Annotated in this window: 16 protein-coding genes and 1 riboswitch; of the genes, 5 read left to right on the top strand and 11 right to left on the bottom strand. The window is 73.7% G+C overall.

Features of this window, described 5'->3' with window-relative positions; genetic code table 11:
- Positions 1–11: 11 nt before the first annotated feature.
- Positions 12–287 (bottom strand): hypothetical protein, encoded by a 276-nt coding sequence (locus tag QC029_RS05535; RefSeq protein ID WP_279554261.1) that lies wholly within the window; start codon positions 285–287, stop codon positions 12–14.
- A gap of 250 nt (positions 288–537) precedes the next feature.
- On the opposite strand from QC029_RS05535, the gene QC029_RS05540 reads away from it, so the two are divergent.
- Together QC029_RS05540 and QC029_RS05545 are read left to right on the top strand one after the other, a co-directional pair.
- On the top strand, positions 538–990 hold the full coding sequence (locus tag QC029_RS05540; RefSeq protein WP_279554262.1) for a hypothetical protein: 453 nt from the start codon (positions 538–540) through the stop codon (positions 988–990).
- 365 nt (positions 991–1,355) lie between these two features.
- Positions 1,356–2,606: a site-specific integrase gene (locus QC029_RS05545; protein WP_279554263.1), complete on the top strand. Its 1,251-nt coding sequence runs from the start codon at positions 1,356–1,358 to the stop codon at positions 2,604–2,606.
- 86 nt (positions 2,607–2,692) lie between these two features.
- Here the strand turns inward: QC029_RS05545 and QC029_RS05550 are convergent, their stop codons facing one another.
- On the bottom strand, positions 2,693–4,072 hold the full coding sequence (locus QC029_RS05550) for a peptidase C39 family protein (protein ID WP_279554264.1): 1,380 nt from the start codon (positions 4,070–4,072) through the stop codon (positions 2,693–2,695).
- 231 nt (positions 4,073–4,303) lie between these two features.
- On the opposite strand from QC029_RS05550, the gene QC029_RS05555 reads away from it, so the two are divergent.
- Both QC029_RS05555 and QC029_RS05560 read left to right on the top strand, forming a co-directional pair.
- Positions 4,304–4,954 (top strand): uridine kinase, encoded by a 651-nt coding sequence (locus QC029_RS05555; protein WP_279554265.1) that lies wholly within the window; start codon positions 4,304–4,306, stop codon positions 4,952–4,954.
- Between the two features lie 522 nt (positions 4,955–5,476).
- Positions 5,477–7,435 (top strand): AAA family ATPase, encoded by a 1,959-nt coding sequence (locus QC029_RS05560; RefSeq protein ID WP_279554319.1) that lies wholly within the window; start codon positions 5,477–5,479, stop codon positions 7,433–7,435.
- Positions 7,436–7,592: 157 nt separating this feature from the next.
- On the opposite strand, the gene QC029_RS05565 is transcribed toward QC029_RS05560, so the two are convergent.
- From QC029_RS05565 to ribD, 8 genes are all read right to left on the bottom strand, one after another.
- Positions 7,593–8,066: a PH domain-containing protein gene (locus QC029_RS05565; protein ID WP_279554266.1), complete on the bottom strand. Its 474-nt coding sequence runs from the start codon at positions 8,064–8,066 to the stop codon at positions 7,593–7,595.
- Positions 8,067–8,124: 58 nt separating this feature from the next.
- Complete coding sequence (hisG, locus tag QC029_RS05570; RefSeq protein WP_279554267.1) at positions 8,125–8,973, bottom strand: ATP phosphoribosyltransferase; 849 nt, start codon at positions 8,971–8,973, stop codon at positions 8,125–8,127.
- Positions 8,974–9,084: 111 nt separating this feature from the next.
- Positions 9,085–9,357 (bottom strand): phosphoribosyl-ATP diphosphatase, encoded by a 273-nt coding sequence (locus tag QC029_RS05575; protein ID WP_279554268.1) that lies wholly within the window; start codon positions 9,355–9,357, stop codon positions 9,085–9,087.
- Between the two features lie 34 nt (positions 9,358–9,391).
- On the bottom strand, positions 9,392–9,877 hold the full coding sequence (ribH, locus tag QC029_RS05580) for a 6,7-dimethyl-8-ribityllumazine synthase (protein WP_279554270.1): 486 nt from the start codon (positions 9,875–9,877) through the stop codon (positions 9,392–9,394).
- A 64-nt stretch (positions 9,878–9,941) separates the two neighbouring features.
- Positions 9,942–11,303 carry a bifunctional 3,4-dihydroxy-2-butanone-4-phosphate synthase/GTP cyclohydrolase II gene (locus QC029_RS05585; protein ID WP_279554271.1) on the bottom strand — a complete coding sequence of 454 codons (1,362 nt, stop codon included), beginning with the start codon at positions 11,301–11,303 and terminating at the stop codon, positions 9,942–9,944.
- Positions 11,300–12,004 (bottom strand): nicotinamide riboside transporter PnuC, encoded by a 705-nt coding sequence (locus QC029_RS05590; RefSeq protein WP_279554272.1) that lies wholly within the window; start codon positions 12,002–12,004, stop codon positions 11,300–11,302. The genes QC029_RS05585 and QC029_RS05590 overlap by 4 nt, the downstream gene beginning before the upstream one ends.
- Entirely contained in the window at positions 12,001–12,666 is a 666-nt protein-coding gene (locus QC029_RS05595; protein ID WP_279554273.1) for a riboflavin synthase, read from the bottom strand. Before QC029_RS05595 ends, QC029_RS05590 begins: the two co-directional genes overlap by 4 nt.
- Entirely contained in the window at positions 12,667–13,827 is a 1,161-nt protein-coding gene (gene ribD / locus QC029_RS05600) for a bifunctional diaminohydroxyphosphoribosylaminopyrimidine deaminase/5-amino-6-(5-phosphoribosylamino)uracil reductase RibD (RefSeq protein WP_336621558.1), read from the bottom strand. It lies immediately after the preceding gene.
- 160 nt (positions 13,828–13,987) lie between these two features.
- A riboswitch (FMN riboswitch) is annotated at positions 13,988–14,118 on the bottom strand.
- Positions 14,119–14,527: 409 nt separating this feature from the next.
- On the opposite strand from ribD, the gene QC029_RS05605 reads away from it, so the two are divergent.
- A complete protein-coding gene (locus tag QC029_RS05605; protein WP_279554321.1) occupies positions 14,528–16,873 on the top strand; it encodes a chitinase C-terminal domain-containing protein in 2,346 nt (781 codons plus the stop codon).
- A gap of 49 nt (positions 16,874–16,922) precedes the next feature.
- On the opposite strand, the gene QC029_RS05610 is transcribed toward QC029_RS05605, so the two are convergent.
- Positions 16,923–18,140, bottom strand: coding sequence for an ROK family transcriptional regulator (locus QC029_RS05610; protein WP_279554274.1), 1,218 nt, complete (start codon positions 18,138–18,140; stop codon positions 16,923–16,925).
- Between the last annotated feature and the right edge of the window lie 26 nt (positions 18,141–18,166).

Genomic DNA, 18,166 nt, shown 5'->3' on the forward strand with positions numbered 1-18,166 from the left:
GTCTTCCTCTCTCAGGTGGGGGTCTTCGAGTTGGTGGACGAACCGTTCTGATCCGGAGACGCGGGCGGCGCGAAAAGCACCAGGACGGCGACGCCGACGGCCTCCGCGATGCGGTGGGCGGTCTCCATGTCGCAGTCCTTGCGGACGCCGTTCAGGAGGTGCCCTATCAGCGAGTGGTGGGTGAGCCCGACCTCTTCGGCGAGGGTTCGGGTGCTGTACGGGGTGCCGCGTCCGGGGTGCTCCATGACCCATTTGAGGGCCTTGGGGTCCCGGAGCGTGTAGCGCACGCTCAATGGATCTCCATTGGGACGAACTGGCTTCGCTTGAGACCACTTAAGCAGACTGGAGACGTTACGTCTACAGATCAGAACGGCCGAAGGTGAAGTTTTGGCCGACTCGCTAGTCAGGTAGCCTCATCTTGTAGACGATGTGTCTCTGATCGGGGGAACGCTGCACGGCCTGACCTGCGAATTGCAGAGTCGGGACCGACTCACACGAGAGACAGACGACGTGAATGAGACCGAAGGGACACCACCCATGGAGGCTCCCGCCCAGGGCCTCGGCCGTGGCCAGACCAGCCCCGGCCCCCTCCCCGAAGCCGCCCGCGACATCGACCGCGACGACCTGAGCCGCCTCGTCCGCGAGGTCAACGACGCAGGCGTCTCCTTCCAGCAGATGGCCGATCGCGCCGCAGCCGCCGGCGAGAAAGGCTCCAAGCCCTACTTCCAGAAGCTCGCCACCAACGCGGTCGCCACCGCCCCCTCCCCCGACCTGCTGCGCGGCATCGCCGCCGGCCTGCGCAAGCCGCTCACGGTGGTGCAGCGGGCCGCGGCCGTCCAGTTCCTCGACTACCAGGCCACCGAGCTGTCCGGCTACGACGACGACGTGCGCGTCATCGTCGCCCACCTGGCAGGCATGGAGAAGATCGAGCGGAAGCGCTGGCTGGCGATGATCGAAGCCAGCGAGCGGGCCGCCCGCGAGGAAGGCTGACCACCTTCCGGAGACGGTTTGTCTACAACCTGTTGTGTCGTCAACTACACAGGGGTACCGTCCTTCCCTCAGGCGCATATGCCTCAGGGGACCCCCATCACCCTGCGGCGACACATATGGGGGTGCCCTCATGCTCTCTGTCCGCTTCGAGCACGACGAACTCGGCCTCTGTACCGACGACGAGCCGGTCTACACGGTGGAGCGAAGAGGAGGGATCACCTACAAGCTCCACTGCGGCCTGTTCCTCCCCGAAGGGGTCGCGGCTCTCAACTCGGCTGCCGCCCGGGTCCTCAGCGGGGGACAGTGGTTCCAGCTGTGGGGAGGCGAGATCATCAGCATCAACTCGCCTGAAACGGGAGGCCGCCATGCCGGGGTACATCGAGGACCGCTGGTTCACTAAGGACAAGAAGCCCACCGCCCGGCACGGCAAGGGGATGCGGTACAAGGTCACCGGCATCCCCGGCGTGCGGGCCCGGTCCTTCCCCGACGGGAAGCTGACTGCGGCGCGGGCGTGGAAGGCGAAGGCCGAGCACGAGGCGCAGATCGGCGAGTTCGTCGATCCGCGCCTCGGCCAGCTCTCCCTCAGGGACTACGTCGAGGGCCACTGGTGGCCGGCGAAGACCGGTGACCCGGCGACGCTGCTGACGATCCGTTCCCGGCTGGACCACATCACCGCGCTGCTCGGCGCCCAGCCGCTGAACGCCATCCGGGTGCCGCAGCTGCGGCTGTTCCTGAAGCAGATGGAGTCCCGCGTCGGCCCGTCGACAACGCACGAGGTGTGGGGCTACCTGTCGGCGGTGCTGCAGGCCGCGGTGGAGGACGAGCGGATCCGGAAGAATCCCTGCCGGGCGAAGACCATCACTCTGCCGAAGATCCCGGACCGGAAGGTCCAGCCGTGGAGCAAAGAGCGGATCCGGGCGGTGCGCGAGGCGCTGCCGGAGCGGTTCCGGGCGATGGTGGACGTTGGGGTCGGGTGCGGGCTGCGGCAGGGTGAGGTGTTCGGCCTGGCGGTCGAGGACATCGACGAGGCGGCCGAGGTGCTGCATGTGCGGCGGCAGGTGAAGAAGGTCGGCTCGAAGCTGGTGTACGCGCTGCCAAAGGGCGGCAAGACTCGCATCGTGCCGGCCCCGCCGTACCTGCTGAAGACCCTCAAGGAGCACATGGACGCGCATCCGCCGAGAGAGGTGACGCTGCCGTGGGGGGACCCGGCGGACCCGACCACGGAGAAGGAGGAGCGGGAGCGGGCCCCGCGCACCCACGCTCTGATCTTCCTCGCCGCCCAGGGCGGGGCGTGCCGGCGGGATGTGTGGAACGGCCGGTACTGGAAGCCGGCGCTGGCGGCGGCCGGAGTCATCGGTGAGGCCGTGCAGGTGCGGCAGGGGCCGCGGCGGCGGGCGGTGCGCAAGTACGAGGCGGCCCGCGAGGACGGCTTCCACGTGCTGCGGCACACCTTCGCCTCCGTGCAGCTTCACGCGAGGGAGCCGGTGGTGGCAGTATCGAAGTGGCTCGGCCACGCGGATGCGGCGATCACGCTGCGGGTGTACGCGCACATGATGCCGGAGGCCGACGGGCGCGGGCGGCGCGCGATGCAGGAGTGGTTCGAGGCGGATTCCTAAACGATCTCCCCAGATTCTCCCCAGTCTTATTGGATCAAGAGAAGCGGGCCCCTCTCGCCGGAGCGAGAGGGGCCTGTCGGCTTTCGTCAGCAGATGCCGACAGAAGCCAGCGCGCGCCTCTGACCTGGAGAAACATGGGCCGGGAAGAGGACGTAGCAGACGCCGCCCGTGCCGCTCCGCACCCGACCGTTGGCGTCGTACCGCTTCGTCCTCAGCCAGATGTTCTCGAACTGACGGCGCTTGTAGACGTGGCGGACGGCCTCGTTGCTGGGGCTCGCCGGGTCGTTGGCGATGACGTCGCCGTCCTCCGTGAAGCCGATGACGGTCATCAGGTGGCCCGAGGTGCCGTAGCCCGCGCCGTCCAGTTCGGAGGCCATGAAGGACTGGGACGTGATCAGGGGGATGCCCGCGCGGATCAGCCTCTCGGCGTCCGCCAGGGAGTCCAGACGCGTCACGATGCCCTGCATGTCGCGGTACGTGGCCGCGTACGCGGTGTTGAACGGCCAGTTCCCACAGCCGGAGTACTGGTAGTCGTAGGTGAAGCGGGCGGCGTGGCAGACCTGGGGGTCGGCGTACTCGGGGTTGACCCAGGCCAGGTCCTCGGCGGTGGGCTTGCGGCCCCAGTACTCGATGATCATCTGCGAGGAGGTGGGGCTGCACCACGCCTCTCCGCCGTTGTCGTACTCCGGGTACTGGCCGATGTGGGTGTTCTGCGAGTAGCGCGGGACGTCCAGCTCCACGCCCGCGGCCACGCCCGGCGCGGTGGCCGGGACCTCGAAGCGGTCGGGGACGTCGGAGCCCATGGCGCCCAGGCGCCAGAGCGTCGGGGTGGCGTCGGTGCCGGGGGCGCGGTGCAGGGTGGCGCGCAGCCGGTAGGAGGCCAGGCGCAGGCCGGTGGAGGTGTCGTCGACGGCGAAGGTGTCGGTCCAGACGCTGGACTTGCCGTCGCCCTGGTCGTCCACGGAGGTGCGGCGGACGTCCTGGTCGCCGGCGGCCCAGACGCCCAGGGTGTACCAGGGGGTGTCGGTGCCGTCGGTGTAGGTCCCCCGCATCTCGATCCGGATCCAGGTGCCGGCCGGGGTGTGGGCGTTCCAGGAGGCGACGAGCTCGCTCGCGGGCACCGGCAGGCGGTGGACCGGGGAGGTCCAGACGGCGTACTCCCAGGTGGCGGTGCGCCGGGTGTGCGGGTCGGTGTAGTCGGTGGTGCCCGCGGGCGCGGCGATCGCGACGCCGGGGCGCCGGCCGGCCGCCACACGGGTGCCCTGCCCGGTGCCGGACCGCCAGTCGGCGGCGGAGGTCCAGCCGTGGTAGTCCACCGAGGAGCCGTCCCGCGAACCGCCCCGGGAGGCGGCCGGAGCGGCGGAGAGCGGGGAGGCGGCGGCCGAGGAGGCGACGGCGGCGGTCGCCGCGGTGGCGATGGCGGCGGCGAGTACGGTGCGGCGGGTGGCCGGTCTGCTGTCGGTCATGGCGGTGGGTACCCCGGTCCTTCCGTGAGTCGGTGCGTGGAGGAGGCCGCGTCCGTGAACCGCGCGGGTGTGGCGGGTGCGGTGCGGCGAGGCACCGTGAGGTCTCCTCATCTTGCCCCCGGCGGATCACCGCGGCCAGTGTTCGCGTCCGCCGGACGCGCGGATTCATTGGTCTCGTCCTCTGCCGGGGAGGGCGGCCGGGGCGCCGGCGGGCGGCCGTACGCTGGAGCGGTGACCCCACGAGCCTCCAGCGCCTCCGGTGCCTCCGTCGGCCCCGGTGACCTCGCCGGTCTCGCCCGGCGGTTGCGCGCCCTGCCGCCGTCGTGCGGGCCGGTGCGCCTGGTGGCGGTCGACGGGCACGCGGGGTCCGGCAAGAGCACGCTGGCCGGACGGCTGGCGGCGGAACCGGGCGGGGCCCCGGTGCTCCATCTGGACGACCTGGCCAGCCATGACGCCCTGTTCGAGTGGACCGGCCGCGTCCTGGAGCAGGTGGTCGCGCCCCTCGCGCACGGGGAGCCGGCCCGGTACGGGGTCTACGACTGGGAGCGCCGGGTGTTCGACGGGGAGCGCACGCTGCCGCCCGCGCCGGTGGTGCTGGTGGAAGGGGTCGGCGCGGGCCGCCGTGCCCTGCGCCCTCATCTGGCCTGCGTCCTGTGGCTGGACGTGCCGCGCGAGGAGGCCTGGGCGCGCGGGCGGCGGCGGGACGGGCCGCGGCTCGACGCCTTCTGGGACGGCTGGGAACGCGCGGAGGAGCGGCACTTCGCCGCCGATCCCACCCGCCCCTACGCCGACCACCTGGTGCGGCGGGACGCGGGGGGATATCTGGTGCGTCCGGGCCCGCGCGGGGCGGACGCCGAATCCGCCCGCGCACACGGTGGGTGACGTGCCGTCGGAGGCGGACGCTCCCGCCGTACCGGGCGGCGGATCCCCGTCCGGCCCGGCTTGACCGACCACGGGTCCGGGTTCTACGTTCTCCCCGAACGGCCCGGACAGGCCGTTCACCACGCGAAGCCCCCGGTTGTTCCCCCGTGACCGGGGGCTTCGTTCTGCCCGGACGCCCTCGGCCTCCCCGTCTCACCCCGTCTCACCCCATCTCACCCCACCTCACCCCGTCCCACCCCACCTCACCCCGTCTCACTCCGCCTCGCATCACCGTCCGTCACCGAACGGCCGCGCCCCGAGCGCCGGTCCGCCCCCTCTGCCCCACTGGCCTGCCCATACGCCGTCTACGACCGAAACCGTCGCGCGGGTACCATGCCAAAGGCCGTGGGGGGTCGGGGCACCGCCTTGCCGTCTGCGGCAACTTCCTTCCTCAGCAAGGCCGTTGAGCGTCGTTGGGAACCGCCACCGCCGCCGGGCGACCACCCGGCGCATACCTTCGGGGGACGTTTCGTGGGGGACGTGATGGGCTACGGCACGCAGGACACCCATGGTCCGCAGGCCCCCGCCGACCTCGCCTGGCTGCGCGGGGTCGACGCGTACACCGTCGGCGGCTACGCCCACGCCGAGGAGGAGTTCCGCGCCGCCGTGCGCATCGACCCGGGCATGGCCGACGCCTGGCTGGGACTGCACGCCCTGCGCGTGGACACCGCCACCGCCCTGCTGCGCATGCACGAGCACCGCCACCGCTTCGGCGAGCAGCGCGCCCGGCACGGCCGGTCCCTCAACTCCTGGTACTGGCTGGGCTGGTGGGTGCAGCCGGTGCTGGAGACCGAGCGCGACCTGCTGCTGGCGCACGCCTCGCACTGGCTGGACGGCCGCCACGTCGCCGAGCTGGACCGGGCCCTGGCCGAGTGCCCGCCGGTGGAGACCGATCCGCAGGTGAGGTTCCTGCACGCCTGCCGCGCCTACCTCGCCAAGGACTGGGAGCTGCTGGTACGGCACACCGAGCCGCTGGTGGGCGATCCGCTGCTGGGCATCGAGGCGAGCCTGTTCGCGGGCATGGCCCGGGTCCGGCTGGAGATGTACGGACAGGCCGAGCCGCTGCTGGCCGCCGCCCTGATGCGCTGCCGCAGCGAGCAGCCGCAGCGCAAGGAGCTGCGCTACTGGCTGGCCCGCGCCCGGGAGGGCACCGGGCGCAGCGCGGCGGCGCTGCCGCTGTACCGGGCGGTGCACCGGGTGGACCCGGCGTTCATGGACACCTCCGCCCGGCTGACCGCCATCGCCGAGGGCGACGGGCTGGACGACGCGCCGGGCATGGCGACGGCCGTGACGGTCGCGGACGGCGGGACGGACGGCGCCGACGTGCTGGGCGATCTGCTGGAGGGCGGCCCGCCGGTCGGCGGCGCGTACGCCGTCGACGGCGTGGACCTCACCGAACCGGCCGCCGACGGCCCGCGGTCCGGCGGTGCGGCGGGCGGCACGGCGGGCGGCACGGCCGGTCCCGTGCCGGCGGAGGCCGACGGCGTACGGGAGCGGTCGTCGTCCGGCCGCCGCGGGGCCGACGGGCGGTTCCCGGCCGGGCCGGCCGACCCGGTGCTGCTGGCCGGCGCGATGGGGGAGCTGGAGCGCATGGTCGGCCTGGAGCCGGTCAAGCGCCAGGTGCGGGCGCTGTCGGCGCAGTTGCACATGGCGCGGCTCCGCGCCGAGCAGGGGCTGCCCGTCCAGCCGCCCAAGCGGCACTTCGTCTTCTCCGGTCCCTCGGGGACGGGCAAGACGACGGTGGCGCGCATCCTGGGGCGGGTGTTCTACGCGCTGGGCCTGCTGGGCGGCGACCACCTGGTGGAGGCGCAGCGCGCCGACCTGGTGGGCGAGTACCTGGGCCAGACGGCGGTCAAGGCGAACGAGCTGATCGACTCCGCGCTGGGCGGGGTGCTCTTCGTGGACGAGGCGTACAGCCTGTCCAACACCGGTTACGGCAAGGGCGACGCGTACGGCGACGAGGCGCTGCAGGTGCTGCTCAAGCGCGCCGAGGACAGCCGGGACCGGCTGGTGGTGATCCTGGCGGGCTACCCGGAGGGCATGGACCGGCTGCTGGCCGCCAACCCGGGCCTGGGCTCGCGCTTCACCACCCGCGTGGACTTCCCCAGCTACCGGCCGCCGGAGCTGACGGCGATCGGCGAGGTGCTGGCGGCCGAGAACGGCGACGTGTGGGACGAGGAGGCGCTGGACGAGCTGCGCAGCATCAGCGGCCACGTGGTGGACCAGGGCTGGATCGACGAGCTGGGCAACGGCCGCTTCCTGCGCACGCTGTACGAGAAGTCCTGCGCCTACCGCGATCTGCGGCTGTCGGGCTACCCGGGCACGCCCTCCCGGGAGGAGCTGGCCACGCTGCGGCTGCCGGACCTGATGCAGGCGTACGGGGAGGTCCTGTCCGGCCGCGGCCCCGAGGGGCCGCGGCGCGAGCCTCCGTCGTTCGCCTGAGTCCCGGACCGGGCCGGCCTCAGGGAGCGGGAAGCGGCGCCGGGGTCCGGCCGCGAGGCGGGTGCGGCCGGGACACCGCCCGGCCCCCGGGGAGCCGCCCGCCGACGCGGGTGCGGCGGCGCCGCGCGAACCGGGGCGGGGTACGGGAGGGCCGGGCTCAGCCGGCCGCCGGTCCCGTGCCGTACCGCTCGGCCAGTTCGCGCAGGGTCCTCGCGTCCCGGACGGCCTGCTGTTGCGCGATGCCGGGCTGGATGCCCATGGCGGGCAGGGTGGTGCCGTCGGAGAGGTCGAGGAGGACCCAGGGGTCGCCGGGGCGGAGGTTCACCTTGATGATCTCTGCCCATTCCAGGTGACGCCGGGTGGTGAGGTTGACGACCGTGACACCGTCGGCGTCGGCGACCACCTTCGGGCGGCTGAGCAGGGCGAGGACGCCGAGGAACAGCAGACCGGTGACGACGAAGCTGGCCCGCTCGCCCGCCCCGAGCCCCTCCAGCAGCATCGCGACCGTGGTCAGGGTGGCCAGGATCGTGACGCCGACCGTCAGCAGGACGACCCGGGTGCGGGTGGGCCGGAAGGTCACCGGCAGGCCGGGGCCGGTCTCTGCGCCGGGTTCGGGGGCGGGGGCGGACACGGGCGTCGCTCTCCGGGGTGTGTGCGTCGGTGCGGTCGGTGCTGACGGCGGCGGGCCGTCAGAGGCGGCAGGCGTGGATGCCGGTGGTGAGGATCGCCCGGGCGCCCAGGTCGTAGAGGTCGTCCATGATCCGCTGGGCGTCCCTGGCGGGGACCATGGAACGCACCGCGACCCAGCCCTCGTGGTGCAGCGGCGAGATGGTGGGCGACTCCAGGCCGGGGGTGAGGGCCACGGCCTGCTCGACCTTCTCGGCGCGGATGTCGTAGTCCATCATCACGTAGCGCCGGGCCACCAGGACGCCCTGCATGCGGCGGAGGAACTGCCGCACCTTGGGGTCGTCGGCGGGGGCCCCGGTACGCCGGATGACGACGGCCTCGGACTCCAGGATCGGCTCGCCGATGATCTCCAGCCCGGCGTTGCGCAGCGTGGTGCCGGTCTCGACGACGTCGGCGATGATCTCGGCGACGCCGAGCTGGATGGCCGTCTCCACCGCGCCGTCGAGGCGGACGACGGAGGCGTCCACCCCGTGGTCGGCCAGGTGCTTGGCGACCAGGCCGGGGAAGGAGGTGGCGATGGTCATGCCGCCGAAGTCGCCGACGCCGTCCGCGGTGCCGGGGCGGGTGGCGTAGCGGAAGGTGGAGGCGGCGAAGCCGAGCTGGAGGATCTCCTCGGCGGCGGCGCCGGAGTCCAGCAGCAGGTCGCGGCCGGTGATGCCGATGTCGAGCTTTCCGGAGCCCACGTAGACGGCGATGTCGCGGGGGCGGAGGAAGAAGAACTCCACCTCGTTGTCGCCGTCCACCAGGACCAGCTCGCGGCGGTCCTTGCGCTGCTTGTAGCCCGCCTCATGGAGCATCGCCGACGCAGGCTCGGACAGTGAACCCTTGTTGGGGACGGCGATGCGCAGCATGGGGCGGTCTTCCTTCGCGTTCTGGGGCCGGTGCGGTCGGCGCGGGGATGTGCGGTCGGTGCTGACGGCGGCGGGGGCGCCGGTGGGGGCGCGCCCCCACCGGGACGCGCTCTACAGGTGAGCGTATACGTCGTCGAGGCTGATGCCCCGGGCGACCATCATCACCTGAAGGTGGTACAGCAGTTGGGAGATCTCCTCGGCGGTGCGGTCCGCGCCCTCGTACTCCGCGGCCATCCACACCTCGGCGGCCTCCTCGACGACCTTCTTGCCGATGGTGTGGACGCCCGCGGCCACCAGCTCGGCGGTGCGGGAGGTGGCGGGGTCGCCGGTGGCGGCCTTCTGCCGGAGCTCGCCGAACAGTTCCTCGAATGTCTTGTTCGCCATGGTGCCCCCTACCCTACGCCGGTCCCGTCCCCGCTCAGCGCCAGGGCTCGGCGACGGTGCGCAGGACGGCGGCCGTCGCGACGGCGGCCGTCACCGCCTCGTGGCCCTTGTCCTCGCCGGAGCCCTCCAGGCCGGCGCGGTCCAGGGCCTGCTCCTCGGTGTCGCAGGTCAGCACGCCGAAGCCGACGGGCACGCCGGTGTCCACCGAGACCTGGGTGAGGCCCTGGGCGACGCCCTGGCAGACGTAGTCGAAGTGCGGGGTGCCCCCGCGGATGACCACGCCGAGCGCGACGACCGCGTCGTAGCCGCGGGCGGCCAGCACCTTGGCGGCGACGGGCAGCTCGAAGCTGCCGGGGACGCGCAGCACGGTGGGCTCGTGGATGCCCAGCTCGCCCAGGGCGCGCAGCGCGCCGTTCAGCAGGCCGTCCATCACCTTCTCGTGCCACTGCGCGGCGATCACGGCCACGCGCAGGTCGCCGCAGTTCTTGACGGTCAGTTCGGGGGCGCCCTTGCCGCTCACGTTGCTCCTCGTTCTGTGGGGTGGTGCCGGTACCGGTGGACGGGTCGTTCGACGGGACGCGGGGTCACTGGCTGCCGCAGACGGCGAGCGGTTCCCCGTCCAGCCAGGGCAGGTCGTGCCCCATGCGGTCCCGCTTGGTGCGCAGGTAGCGCAGGTTGTGCTCGCCCGCCTGGACGGGCATCGGCTCGCGGCCGGTGACGCGCAGCCCGTGGCGGGTCAGGGCCTCGGTCTTGCCGGGGTTGTTGGTCATCAGGCGCAGGGAGCGCACGCCGAGGTCGGTGAGCATCTGCGCCGCGGCGGCGTAGTCGCGGGCGTCGGCGGGCAGGCCCAGTTCCAGGTTGGCGTCGAGGGTGTCGCGGCCCATCTCCTGGAGCTGGTAGGCGCGCAGCTTGGACAGCAGGCCGATGCCGCGCCCCTCGTGCCCGCGCAGGTAGACCACCACGCCGCGGCCCTCCTCGGCCACGCGGCGCAGGGAGTCCTCCAGCTGGGGGCCGCAGTCGCAGCGCAGCGAGCCGAACACGTCCCCCGTCAGGCACTCGGAGTGCACCCGCACCAGGACGTCCTCGGCGCCCTCGACGTCCCCGGCGACCAGGGCGATGTGCTCCACTCCGTCGGTGGTGGAGCGGTAGCCGTGGGCCCGGAAGCCGCCGTGGGCGGTGGGCAGGGCGGTGACGGCCTCGCGGCGGACGACCGGGACCGCGGGGGCGGCGGGGACCGCGGGCGCGGGCCGTTCGGAGGAGCGGCGGTGGGCGATCAGGTCCTCGATGGAGATGATCGCCAGGCCGTGCTTGCGGGCGAAGGGCACCAGTTCCGGCAGGCGCAGCATGGTGCCGTCCTCGGCCGCGATCTCCACGATGGCGGCGGCGGGGCGCAGTCCGGCGAGGCGGGCGAGGTCGACCCCGGCCTCGGTGTGGCCGGGACGCTCCAGGACGCCGCCGGGGCGGGCGCGCAGCGGGAAGACGTGGCCGGGGCGTACGAAGTCGCCGGCCTCGGAGACGGGGTCGGCCAGCAGCCGGATGGTGGTGGCGCGGTCGGCGGCGGAGATGCCGGTGGTCACGCCGTGCGCGGCGGAGGCGTCCACGGAGACGGTGAAGGCGGTGCCCATCGACTCGGTGTTGTCGCCGACCATCTGCGGCAGTGCCAGGCGGTCGAGTTCGCCGGCCTCCATCGGCGTGCAGATCAGGCCGCGGCACTCGCTCATCATGAAGGCGACGATCCCGGGCGTGATCAGCTCGGCGGCGACGACGAGGTCGCCCTCGTTCTCGCGGTCCGCGTCGTCGACGACGACCACCGGGCGCCCGGCGGCGATGTCGGCGATCGCGCGCTCGACCGGGTCCAGGACCAGGGCGCCGTCGAACGCGTCGGCGGTGCCGGCGGTGTCGGCGGTGTCGGCGGTGTACGGATTCCAGGTGTGCAGCGCGGTCATGTCGCGGCTCCTTCCAGAGCGGGGTCGTTCGCCGCCCGGGCGCGGGAGCGCAGCCACCAGTCGCGCAGACCCCACAGGACGAGGACGAAGTAGATGACGTAGACCAGGCCGGAGAAGGCGAGGCCGCTGCCGAAGGCGAGCGGGACGCCGACCAGGTCCACCAGCAGCCAGGCGAACCAGAACTCCACCCATCCGCGGGCCTGGGCGACCATCGCGGCCAGGGTGCCGACGAAGATGTACGCGTCGGCCCACGGGCTCCAGGACAGCTGGGGGTAGAGCGTGAACAGCCCGCCGACGGCGAGGGTGCCGGCCGCCGTTCCGGCCAGCAGCCATCCGCGTTCGCGCCAGGTGGCGAAGCGCACGGTGATCCTGCTGTCGGAGGACGGTTCGGCCGCCGCGTCGGCGGCCGCCGACGCGGCGCCGCCGTCACGCCGCCACTGGCGCCAGCCCCACACGGCGACGCCGATGACCAGCAGTTGCTTGCCGACGCCGCCGGAGAGCTGGGCGGAGGCGTAGGCGGCGACCAGGACGAGGCCGGCCAGGAACTGGGCGGGCCAGGTCCAGATGGACCGGCGCCAGCCGAGGGCGAGGGCGATCAGGCCCATGGTGTTGCCGACCATGTCGGACCACTTCACGGTCTGGCCGAACGCCTCGAAGGCGGTGCCGTTGAGGGTCCCGTCGAGCCACTCCAGCGCGCTCACCGGACGGCCCCGGTGATCCCGGTGGTCCCGGTGATCCCGGCCGGCGTGGCGGCGGGGGCCGCGGGAGCGGTGGCGCGGTGGCCCAGCAGCCGCTCGACGTACTTGGCCAGGACGTCGACCTCCAGGTTGACCGGGTCCCCCACGCCCTTCACGCCCAGCGTGGTCAGGGCGAGGGTGGTGGGGATGAGGCTGACGGTGAAGTCGCTCTCGCCCGCCTCGACGACGGTCAGGCTGACGCCGTCCACGGTGATCGAGCCCTTCTCGACGATGTAGCGGGTGAGCCCGCCGGGGACGGCGATCCTGACGATCTCCCAGTTCTCGCCGGGGACGCGCTCGGTGACGGTGCCGGTGCCGTCCACGTGGCCCTGGACGATGTGGCCGCCGAGCCGGCCGCCGAGCGCCATGGGGCGCTCCAGGTTGACGCGGTCGCCGGCGGAGAGCGCGCCGAGGCTGGAGCGCCCGAGGGTCTCGGCCATGACGTCGGCGGTGAACTCGCCGTCGCGGGTGTCCACGACGGTCAGGCAGACGCCGTTGACCGCGATCGAGTCGCCGTGCCGCGCGCCCTCGGTGACCAGCGGGCCGCGCAGCCGGAAGCGGGAGCTGTCCTCCAGCTTCTCGACGGCGACGACCTCGCCCAGTTCTTCGACGATTCCGGTGAACACTCAGGACTCCTTGGGCTCGTGGACGGCGGGGGCGGGGGCGGCGGGCACGGCGTCGACGCGCAGATCGGGCCCGATCCGCTCGATTCCGGTCACCGTCAGGCGCAACACGTCGGCGATGGTGGCGATTCCGGCGTCGGCGAGGGCGGCGGGGCCGGCGCCCAGGAGGGCCGGGGCGAGGTAGGCGGTGACCCGGTCCACCGCGCGGGCGGCGACGAAGGCTCCGGCCAGGGTGGCGCCGCCCTCCAGCAGCACCGACCGCACGCCGCGGGCGTGGAGGGCGGTGAGCAGCGCGGCGACGTCCAGGCCGCGGCCGTGCCCGCCGCCGTCGCGCGGCAGCCGCAGCACCTCGGCGTGCCCGTCGAGGTGGGCGGTGGCGGCGTCCGGCAGGTCGTCGGCGACGGCGATCAGGGTGGGCGCGGCGCCGTCCAGGACGCGGGCGCCGGGCTTGACGGCGGAGGCCTCGGTGTCGGCGACGACGCGCAGCGGCTGGACGGCCCCGGGTACGCCGCGCACCGCGAGGTGGGGGTCGTCGGCGCGGGCGGTCCCGGAGCCGACGAGCACGGCGTCGGCCTCGGCGCGCAGCCGGTGGACGTCCGCGCGGGCCTCGCCGGAGGTGATCCAGCGGCTGGTGCCGTCGGCGGCGGCGGTGCGGCCGTCAAGGGTGGCGGCGTACTTCCAGCGCACGTGGGGGCGGCCGAGGCGTACCGAGGTCAGCCAGGGGGCGTTGACCTCGGCGGCCTCCTCCGCCAGCATCCCGCCCTCGACGTCGATCCCGGCGGCGGCCAGGGTGTCCGCGCCGCCGCGCGCGGCCGGGGTGGGGTCGGCGACGGCGTAGACCACCCGGGCGACGCCGGCGTCGATCAGGGCCCGGCTGCACGGGCCGGTGCGGCCGGTGTGGTCGCAGGGCTCCAGGGTGACGACGGCGGTGCCGCCGCGGGCCGCCTCCCCCGCCTCGGCGAGGGCGTGGACCTCCGCGTGGGGGCCGCCGGCGCGCCGGTGCCAGCCCTCGCCGACGATCCGCCCGCCGGTGTCGAGGACGACGCAACCGACGACGGGGTTGGGGCTGGTGGAGCCGAGGCCGCGGGCGGAGAGGAGGACGGCGCGGCGCATGGCGTCGCGTTCGCGCTCCCGCGCGGTGGGCGCTGCGGCTTCGGTGGCCACCGGGTCCTCCTGCCTCTTCGGGCACGGACTCCGGGGCGTACGGGAAAACGAGCGGTCTCGCGGGGGGACGGGACGCCGGGTGACAGGCGGACTCCGTGCGCGCCCGGTGGGGGCGCCCGAGGATCCGCCGACAGCGGCGTACCGGCCGTCTCGCGGCCCGCCGCGCACTGCCTCCCATCCGGACTTTAACCGTCGGTCCAGGAGTTTCACCTGGTCAACCGGCCGCTGGCAGCGGCCGGGTCGCGGACTGTAACCGCCGGTTCGGACTTTCACCGACCCCGGAGTGCGCTTGACGTTGGTACGCGACCAGTGTGCCACGTCCGGATCGGGCGGCACCAGCGGGGAGTTGTGGCCTGACTCACAGAAGTTGCCGCTCAATTGGTCCAGACCTATTGACCGTCTGGTCTAGTCCTCTTAGTGTCTGCGGCACCTTCGAGGAGTCGGCCCGGGGCGTGCGCACGCCCCGGGCCCCCGAGCACGAACCCGCCCCCCGGACCGCACCGCCCGCCCCGCACCGCCCCGGACCCTCTGGCCGGGCGCCCCGGGCGCGGCTCCGTCCACCCCTCACCCTCACCCCGCACCGGAGGCCCCCGTGTCGCCCAGCACGCCCGTCCCCGCACCCCGCAGCAGACCGCCCCGCACCCGCACCCGCGTACGCGCCAGGGCCGCGTTCGCGGCGACGGCCGCCGCCGTCGCCGGACTGCTGCTCGGCACCCTGCCCGGCTCCCCCTCCCACGCCGCCGAGGACCACGCCTCCTGCCGCCCCGACGGGCTGTACGCGACACCGGGCGTCGACGTCCCCTACTGCTCGGTGTACGACACCGCCGGGCGCGAGAAGATGGGCGCCGACCACCAGCGGCGCATCATCGGCTACTTCACCGGCTGGCGCACCGGCGCCGACGGCGCGCCCCGCTACCTGGCCTCCGACATCCCGTGGGACAAGGTCACCCACATCAACTACGCCTTCGCGCACGTCGACGGCGGCAACCGGCTCTCGGTGGGACCCGACGGGCCGGGCAACGCCGCGACCGGCATGACCTGGCCCGGCGTCGCGGGCGCCGAGATGGACCCGTCCCTGCCGTACAAGGGCCACTTCAACCTGCTGAACAAGTTCAAGAAGCAGCACCCGGACGTCAGGACCCTGGTGTCCGTGGGCGGCTGGGCCGAGACCGGCGGCTACTTCGGCCCCGGCGGCGAGCGGGTGGACTCCGGCGGCTTCTACACCATGGCCACCAACGCCGACGGCAGCGTCAACCAGGCGGGCATCGACACCTTCGCCGCCTCGGCCGTCGACTTCGTCCGGAAGTACGGCTTCAACGGCGTGGACATCGACTACGAGTACCCCACGACCATGAAGGACGCCGGCAACCCGCTCGACTGGCGGATCGCCAACGCCCGCCGCGCCGGGCTGGTCAAGGGCTACGCGGCCCTGATGAAGACGCTGCGCGAGAGGCTGGACCGCGCCGGCGCCGCCGACGGCAGGCACTACCTGCTCACCGTCGCCGCGCCCTCCTCGGGCTACCTGCTGCGCGGCATGGAGACCTTCCAGGTGCAGAAGTACCTGGACTACGTCAACATCATGTCCTACGACCTGCACGGAGCCTGGAACGAGTACGTCGGCCCCAACGCCTCGCTGTACGACGACGGCCGGGACGGCGAGCTGGCCCAGGCGGGCGTCTACACCACCTCCCAGTACGGCGGCATCGGCTACCTCAACACCGACTGGGCGTACCACTACTTCCGCGGCTCGATGCCGGCCGGGCGCATCAACATCGGCCTGCCGTACTACACGCGCGGCTGGAAGAACGTCACCGGCGGCACGGACGGGCTGTGGGGGAAGGCGGCGGCGACCGAGTGCCCGGCGGGCTCGGGGCTGACCAGGTGCGGCGACGGAGCGGTCGGCATCGACAACCTGTGGCACGACAAGGACGCGAACGGCAAGGAGTCCCCGGCCGGCTCCAACCCGATGTGGCACGCCAAGAACCTGGAGAAGGGCATCGTCGGCGACTACGTCGGCGCGTACGGCCTGCCCGCCGGCACCGAGCTGACCGGCGACTACGTCCGGAAGTACGACGCGACGCTGACCGCGCCGTGGCTGTGGAACGCGCGGAAGAGGGTGTTCCTGTCCACCGAGGACGAGCAGTCGGTGAACGCCAAGGCCGACTACGTGGTGGACAAGGGCATCGGCGGCACCATGGTGTGGGAGCTGGCCGGCGACTACGGCTGGAACGCGGCCAAGGGCCAGTACGAGACGGGCGACACGCTCACCACGGCGATGTACGAGAAGTTCAGGTCGGCCTCCCCGTACGGCGCGCGGCGCGCGAACACCGACATGCCGGACCGGGCCCTGGACATCGGCGTGGAGTTCGGGAAGTTCGCCCTCGGCGACTCCAACTACCCGATCGCGCCCAAGCTGAGGATCACCAACAACTCGAAGGCGACCCTGCCGGGCGGCACGGAGTTCCGGTTCGACTACGCCACCTCCGCGCCGGGCAACGCCAAGGACCAGTCGGGCTTCGGCACCGCGATCGTCGACAGCGACCACACCCGCGCGGGCAACGTCGGCGGACTGGACGGCGACTTCCACCGCGTCTCGCTGAAGCTGCCCGCCTGGCAGACCCTGGCGCCGGGCGCGTCGGTGGAGCTGGACTTCGTGTACCACCTGCCCGTCTCCACCCCGTCGAACTGGACGGTCACCTTCGGCGGGAGGACGTACGCGCTCGCCGGCGACCTGGCGCGCGGCGTGACGGTGGTGGACGGCGGCGACCCGTCCACCGGCGGCACGACCACCGGCACCACCACCGGCACGACCACCGGGGGTACGGACGGCGGCACCACCACCGGCACGACCACCGGGGGCGCCACGGGCGCCGCGGGCGGTGGCGGCGAGTGCTCCGCCGCCGCGTGGAACCGGGCCACCGCCTACTCCGGCGGCGCGACCGTCTCCTGGCGGGACCGCACCTGGAAGGCCAGGTGGTGGACGCAGGGCGAGGAGCCCGGCACCACCGGCGAGTGGGGCGTCTGGCAGGACCTGGGCGCCTGCTGAACCGGTCCGCACACCGGTGACGCCCCCGGCGGGAGCCGTCCACCTCGCGTCACCGCGGGGTGAACAGCTCCCGCCGCGCCGCGTCCAGGGCCGTCACCAGGCCGCCGCCGAGCACCGGGCTGCCCTCGACCGTGCCGCACAGCACCTCGGTGGCCAGCGGCGACATCCCGGCCAGCCGCTCCGCGACGCGCTCGGCGAGCGCCCGCCCCCCGGCCCGTCCCACCTCCCCGCCGAGCACCACGCAGCCGGGGTCGAGCACGGAGGCGACCGCCGCGGCGCCCACGGCGACACGTCCGGCCAGCGCGTCCAGGAACGCCTCCCCCCCGGCCCCCGCCTCCCCCGCCACCGCCGCGCGCACCACCGCCTCCGCGGCGCGGGAGCCGTCCCCGGGGTCGTGCGGCGGCGGCCGGACGCCGTGTTCGCGGGCCAGCGCGCACACCGCCTCGGCGCCGGCCAGGGAGTGGAAGCCGCCGTCGCAGACGGTCGCCGACGGCAGTCCGGCGGTGCCGGGCACCGGCAGGAAGCCGACCTCGCCGGTGCCGCCGGAGGCCCCCCGGCGCAGCGCGCCGTCCAGGACGACGGCGGCGCCCACCCCGTGGCCCAGCCACAGCAGGACGAAGGTGTCGCGGCCGCGCGCCGCGCCGAGGCGGTGCTCGGCGATGCCCGCGAGGTTCACCTCGTTCTCCAGCACCACCGGCGCGCCCAGCCGTTCGCGCAGGGCGGCCGGGACGCGGGCGTGCCAGGCGGGCAGGGAGGTGCTGCGGCCGAGGGCCCCGGTGGCGGGGTCGATCATGCCGGGGGCGCCGACGGCGACGGTGTGCAGCGCGGTGACGCCGTTCTCGCGCAGCGCCTCCCGGAGGGCCGCCACCGTCCGCTCCACGGGGTCGCCCCCGTCCTCCTCGACGGGCAGCACCGTCCGTCCGACCGCGCCGCCGGCGAGGTCGGCCAGGGCGAAGGAGACGCTGCCGGTGCGGACGTCCACGGCCGCGACGTGGGCGCGGTCGGCGACCAGGCCGTACAGCCGCGCGTTGGGGCCGCGGCGGGCCGCGCCCGCCTCTCCGACGTCCTCGACCAGTCCGTCCTCGGCGAGCCGCCGCAGCAGGTCGGCGACGCTGGGCCGGGAGAGCCCGGTCAGCTCCTTGAGCCGGCCGGCCGTCAGGGGGCCGTGCTCCACCAGCAGTTCCAGCGCGATCCGGTCGTTGATGGCGCGGGCCGTGCGGGGCGACGCGGTGCGTGCGGGAGGTGCGGGACGTGCGGGCAGGGTCATTCCGGAATCCTCGCAGATAACCTTTT

It is taken from the genome of Streptomyces sp. DH37 (genome assembly GCF_029813835.1).
In the GTDB taxonomy this organism is placed as follows: Bacteria; Actinomycetota; Actinomycetes; order Streptomycetales; family Streptomycetaceae; genus Streptomyces.

Coding starts and splice junctions, on each gene's coding strand:
- QC029_RS05540 (WP_279554262.1), top strand. CDS start 538: ATGGAGGCTCCCGCCCAGGGCCTCGGCCGTGGCCAGACCAGCCCCGGC.
- QC029_RS05545 (WP_279554263.1), top strand. CDS start 1,356: ATGCCGGGGTACATCGAGGACCGCTGGTTCACTAAGGACAAGAAGCCC.
- QC029_RS05550 (WP_279554264.1), bottom strand. CDS start 4,072: ATGACCGACAGCAGACCGGCCACCCGCCGCACCGTACTCGCCGCCGCC.
- QC029_RS05560 (WP_279554319.1), top strand. CDS start 5,477: ATGGGCTACGGCACGCAGGACACCCATGGTCCGCAGGCCCCCGCCGAC.
- hisG (WP_279554267.1), bottom strand. CDS start 8,973: ATGCTGCGCATCGCCGTCCCCAACAAGGGTTCACTGTCCGAGCCTGCG.
- QC029_RS05575 (WP_279554268.1), bottom strand. CDS start 9,357: ATGGCGAACAAGACATTCGAGGAACTGTTCGGCGAGCTCCGGCAGAAG.
- QC029_RS05585 (WP_279554271.1), bottom strand. CDS start 11,303: ATGACCGCGCTGCACACCTGGAATCCGTACACCGCCGACACCGCCGAC.
- QC029_RS05610 (WP_279554274.1), bottom strand. CDS start 18,140: ATGACCCTGCCCGCACGTCCCGCACCTCCCGCACGCACCGCGTCGCCC.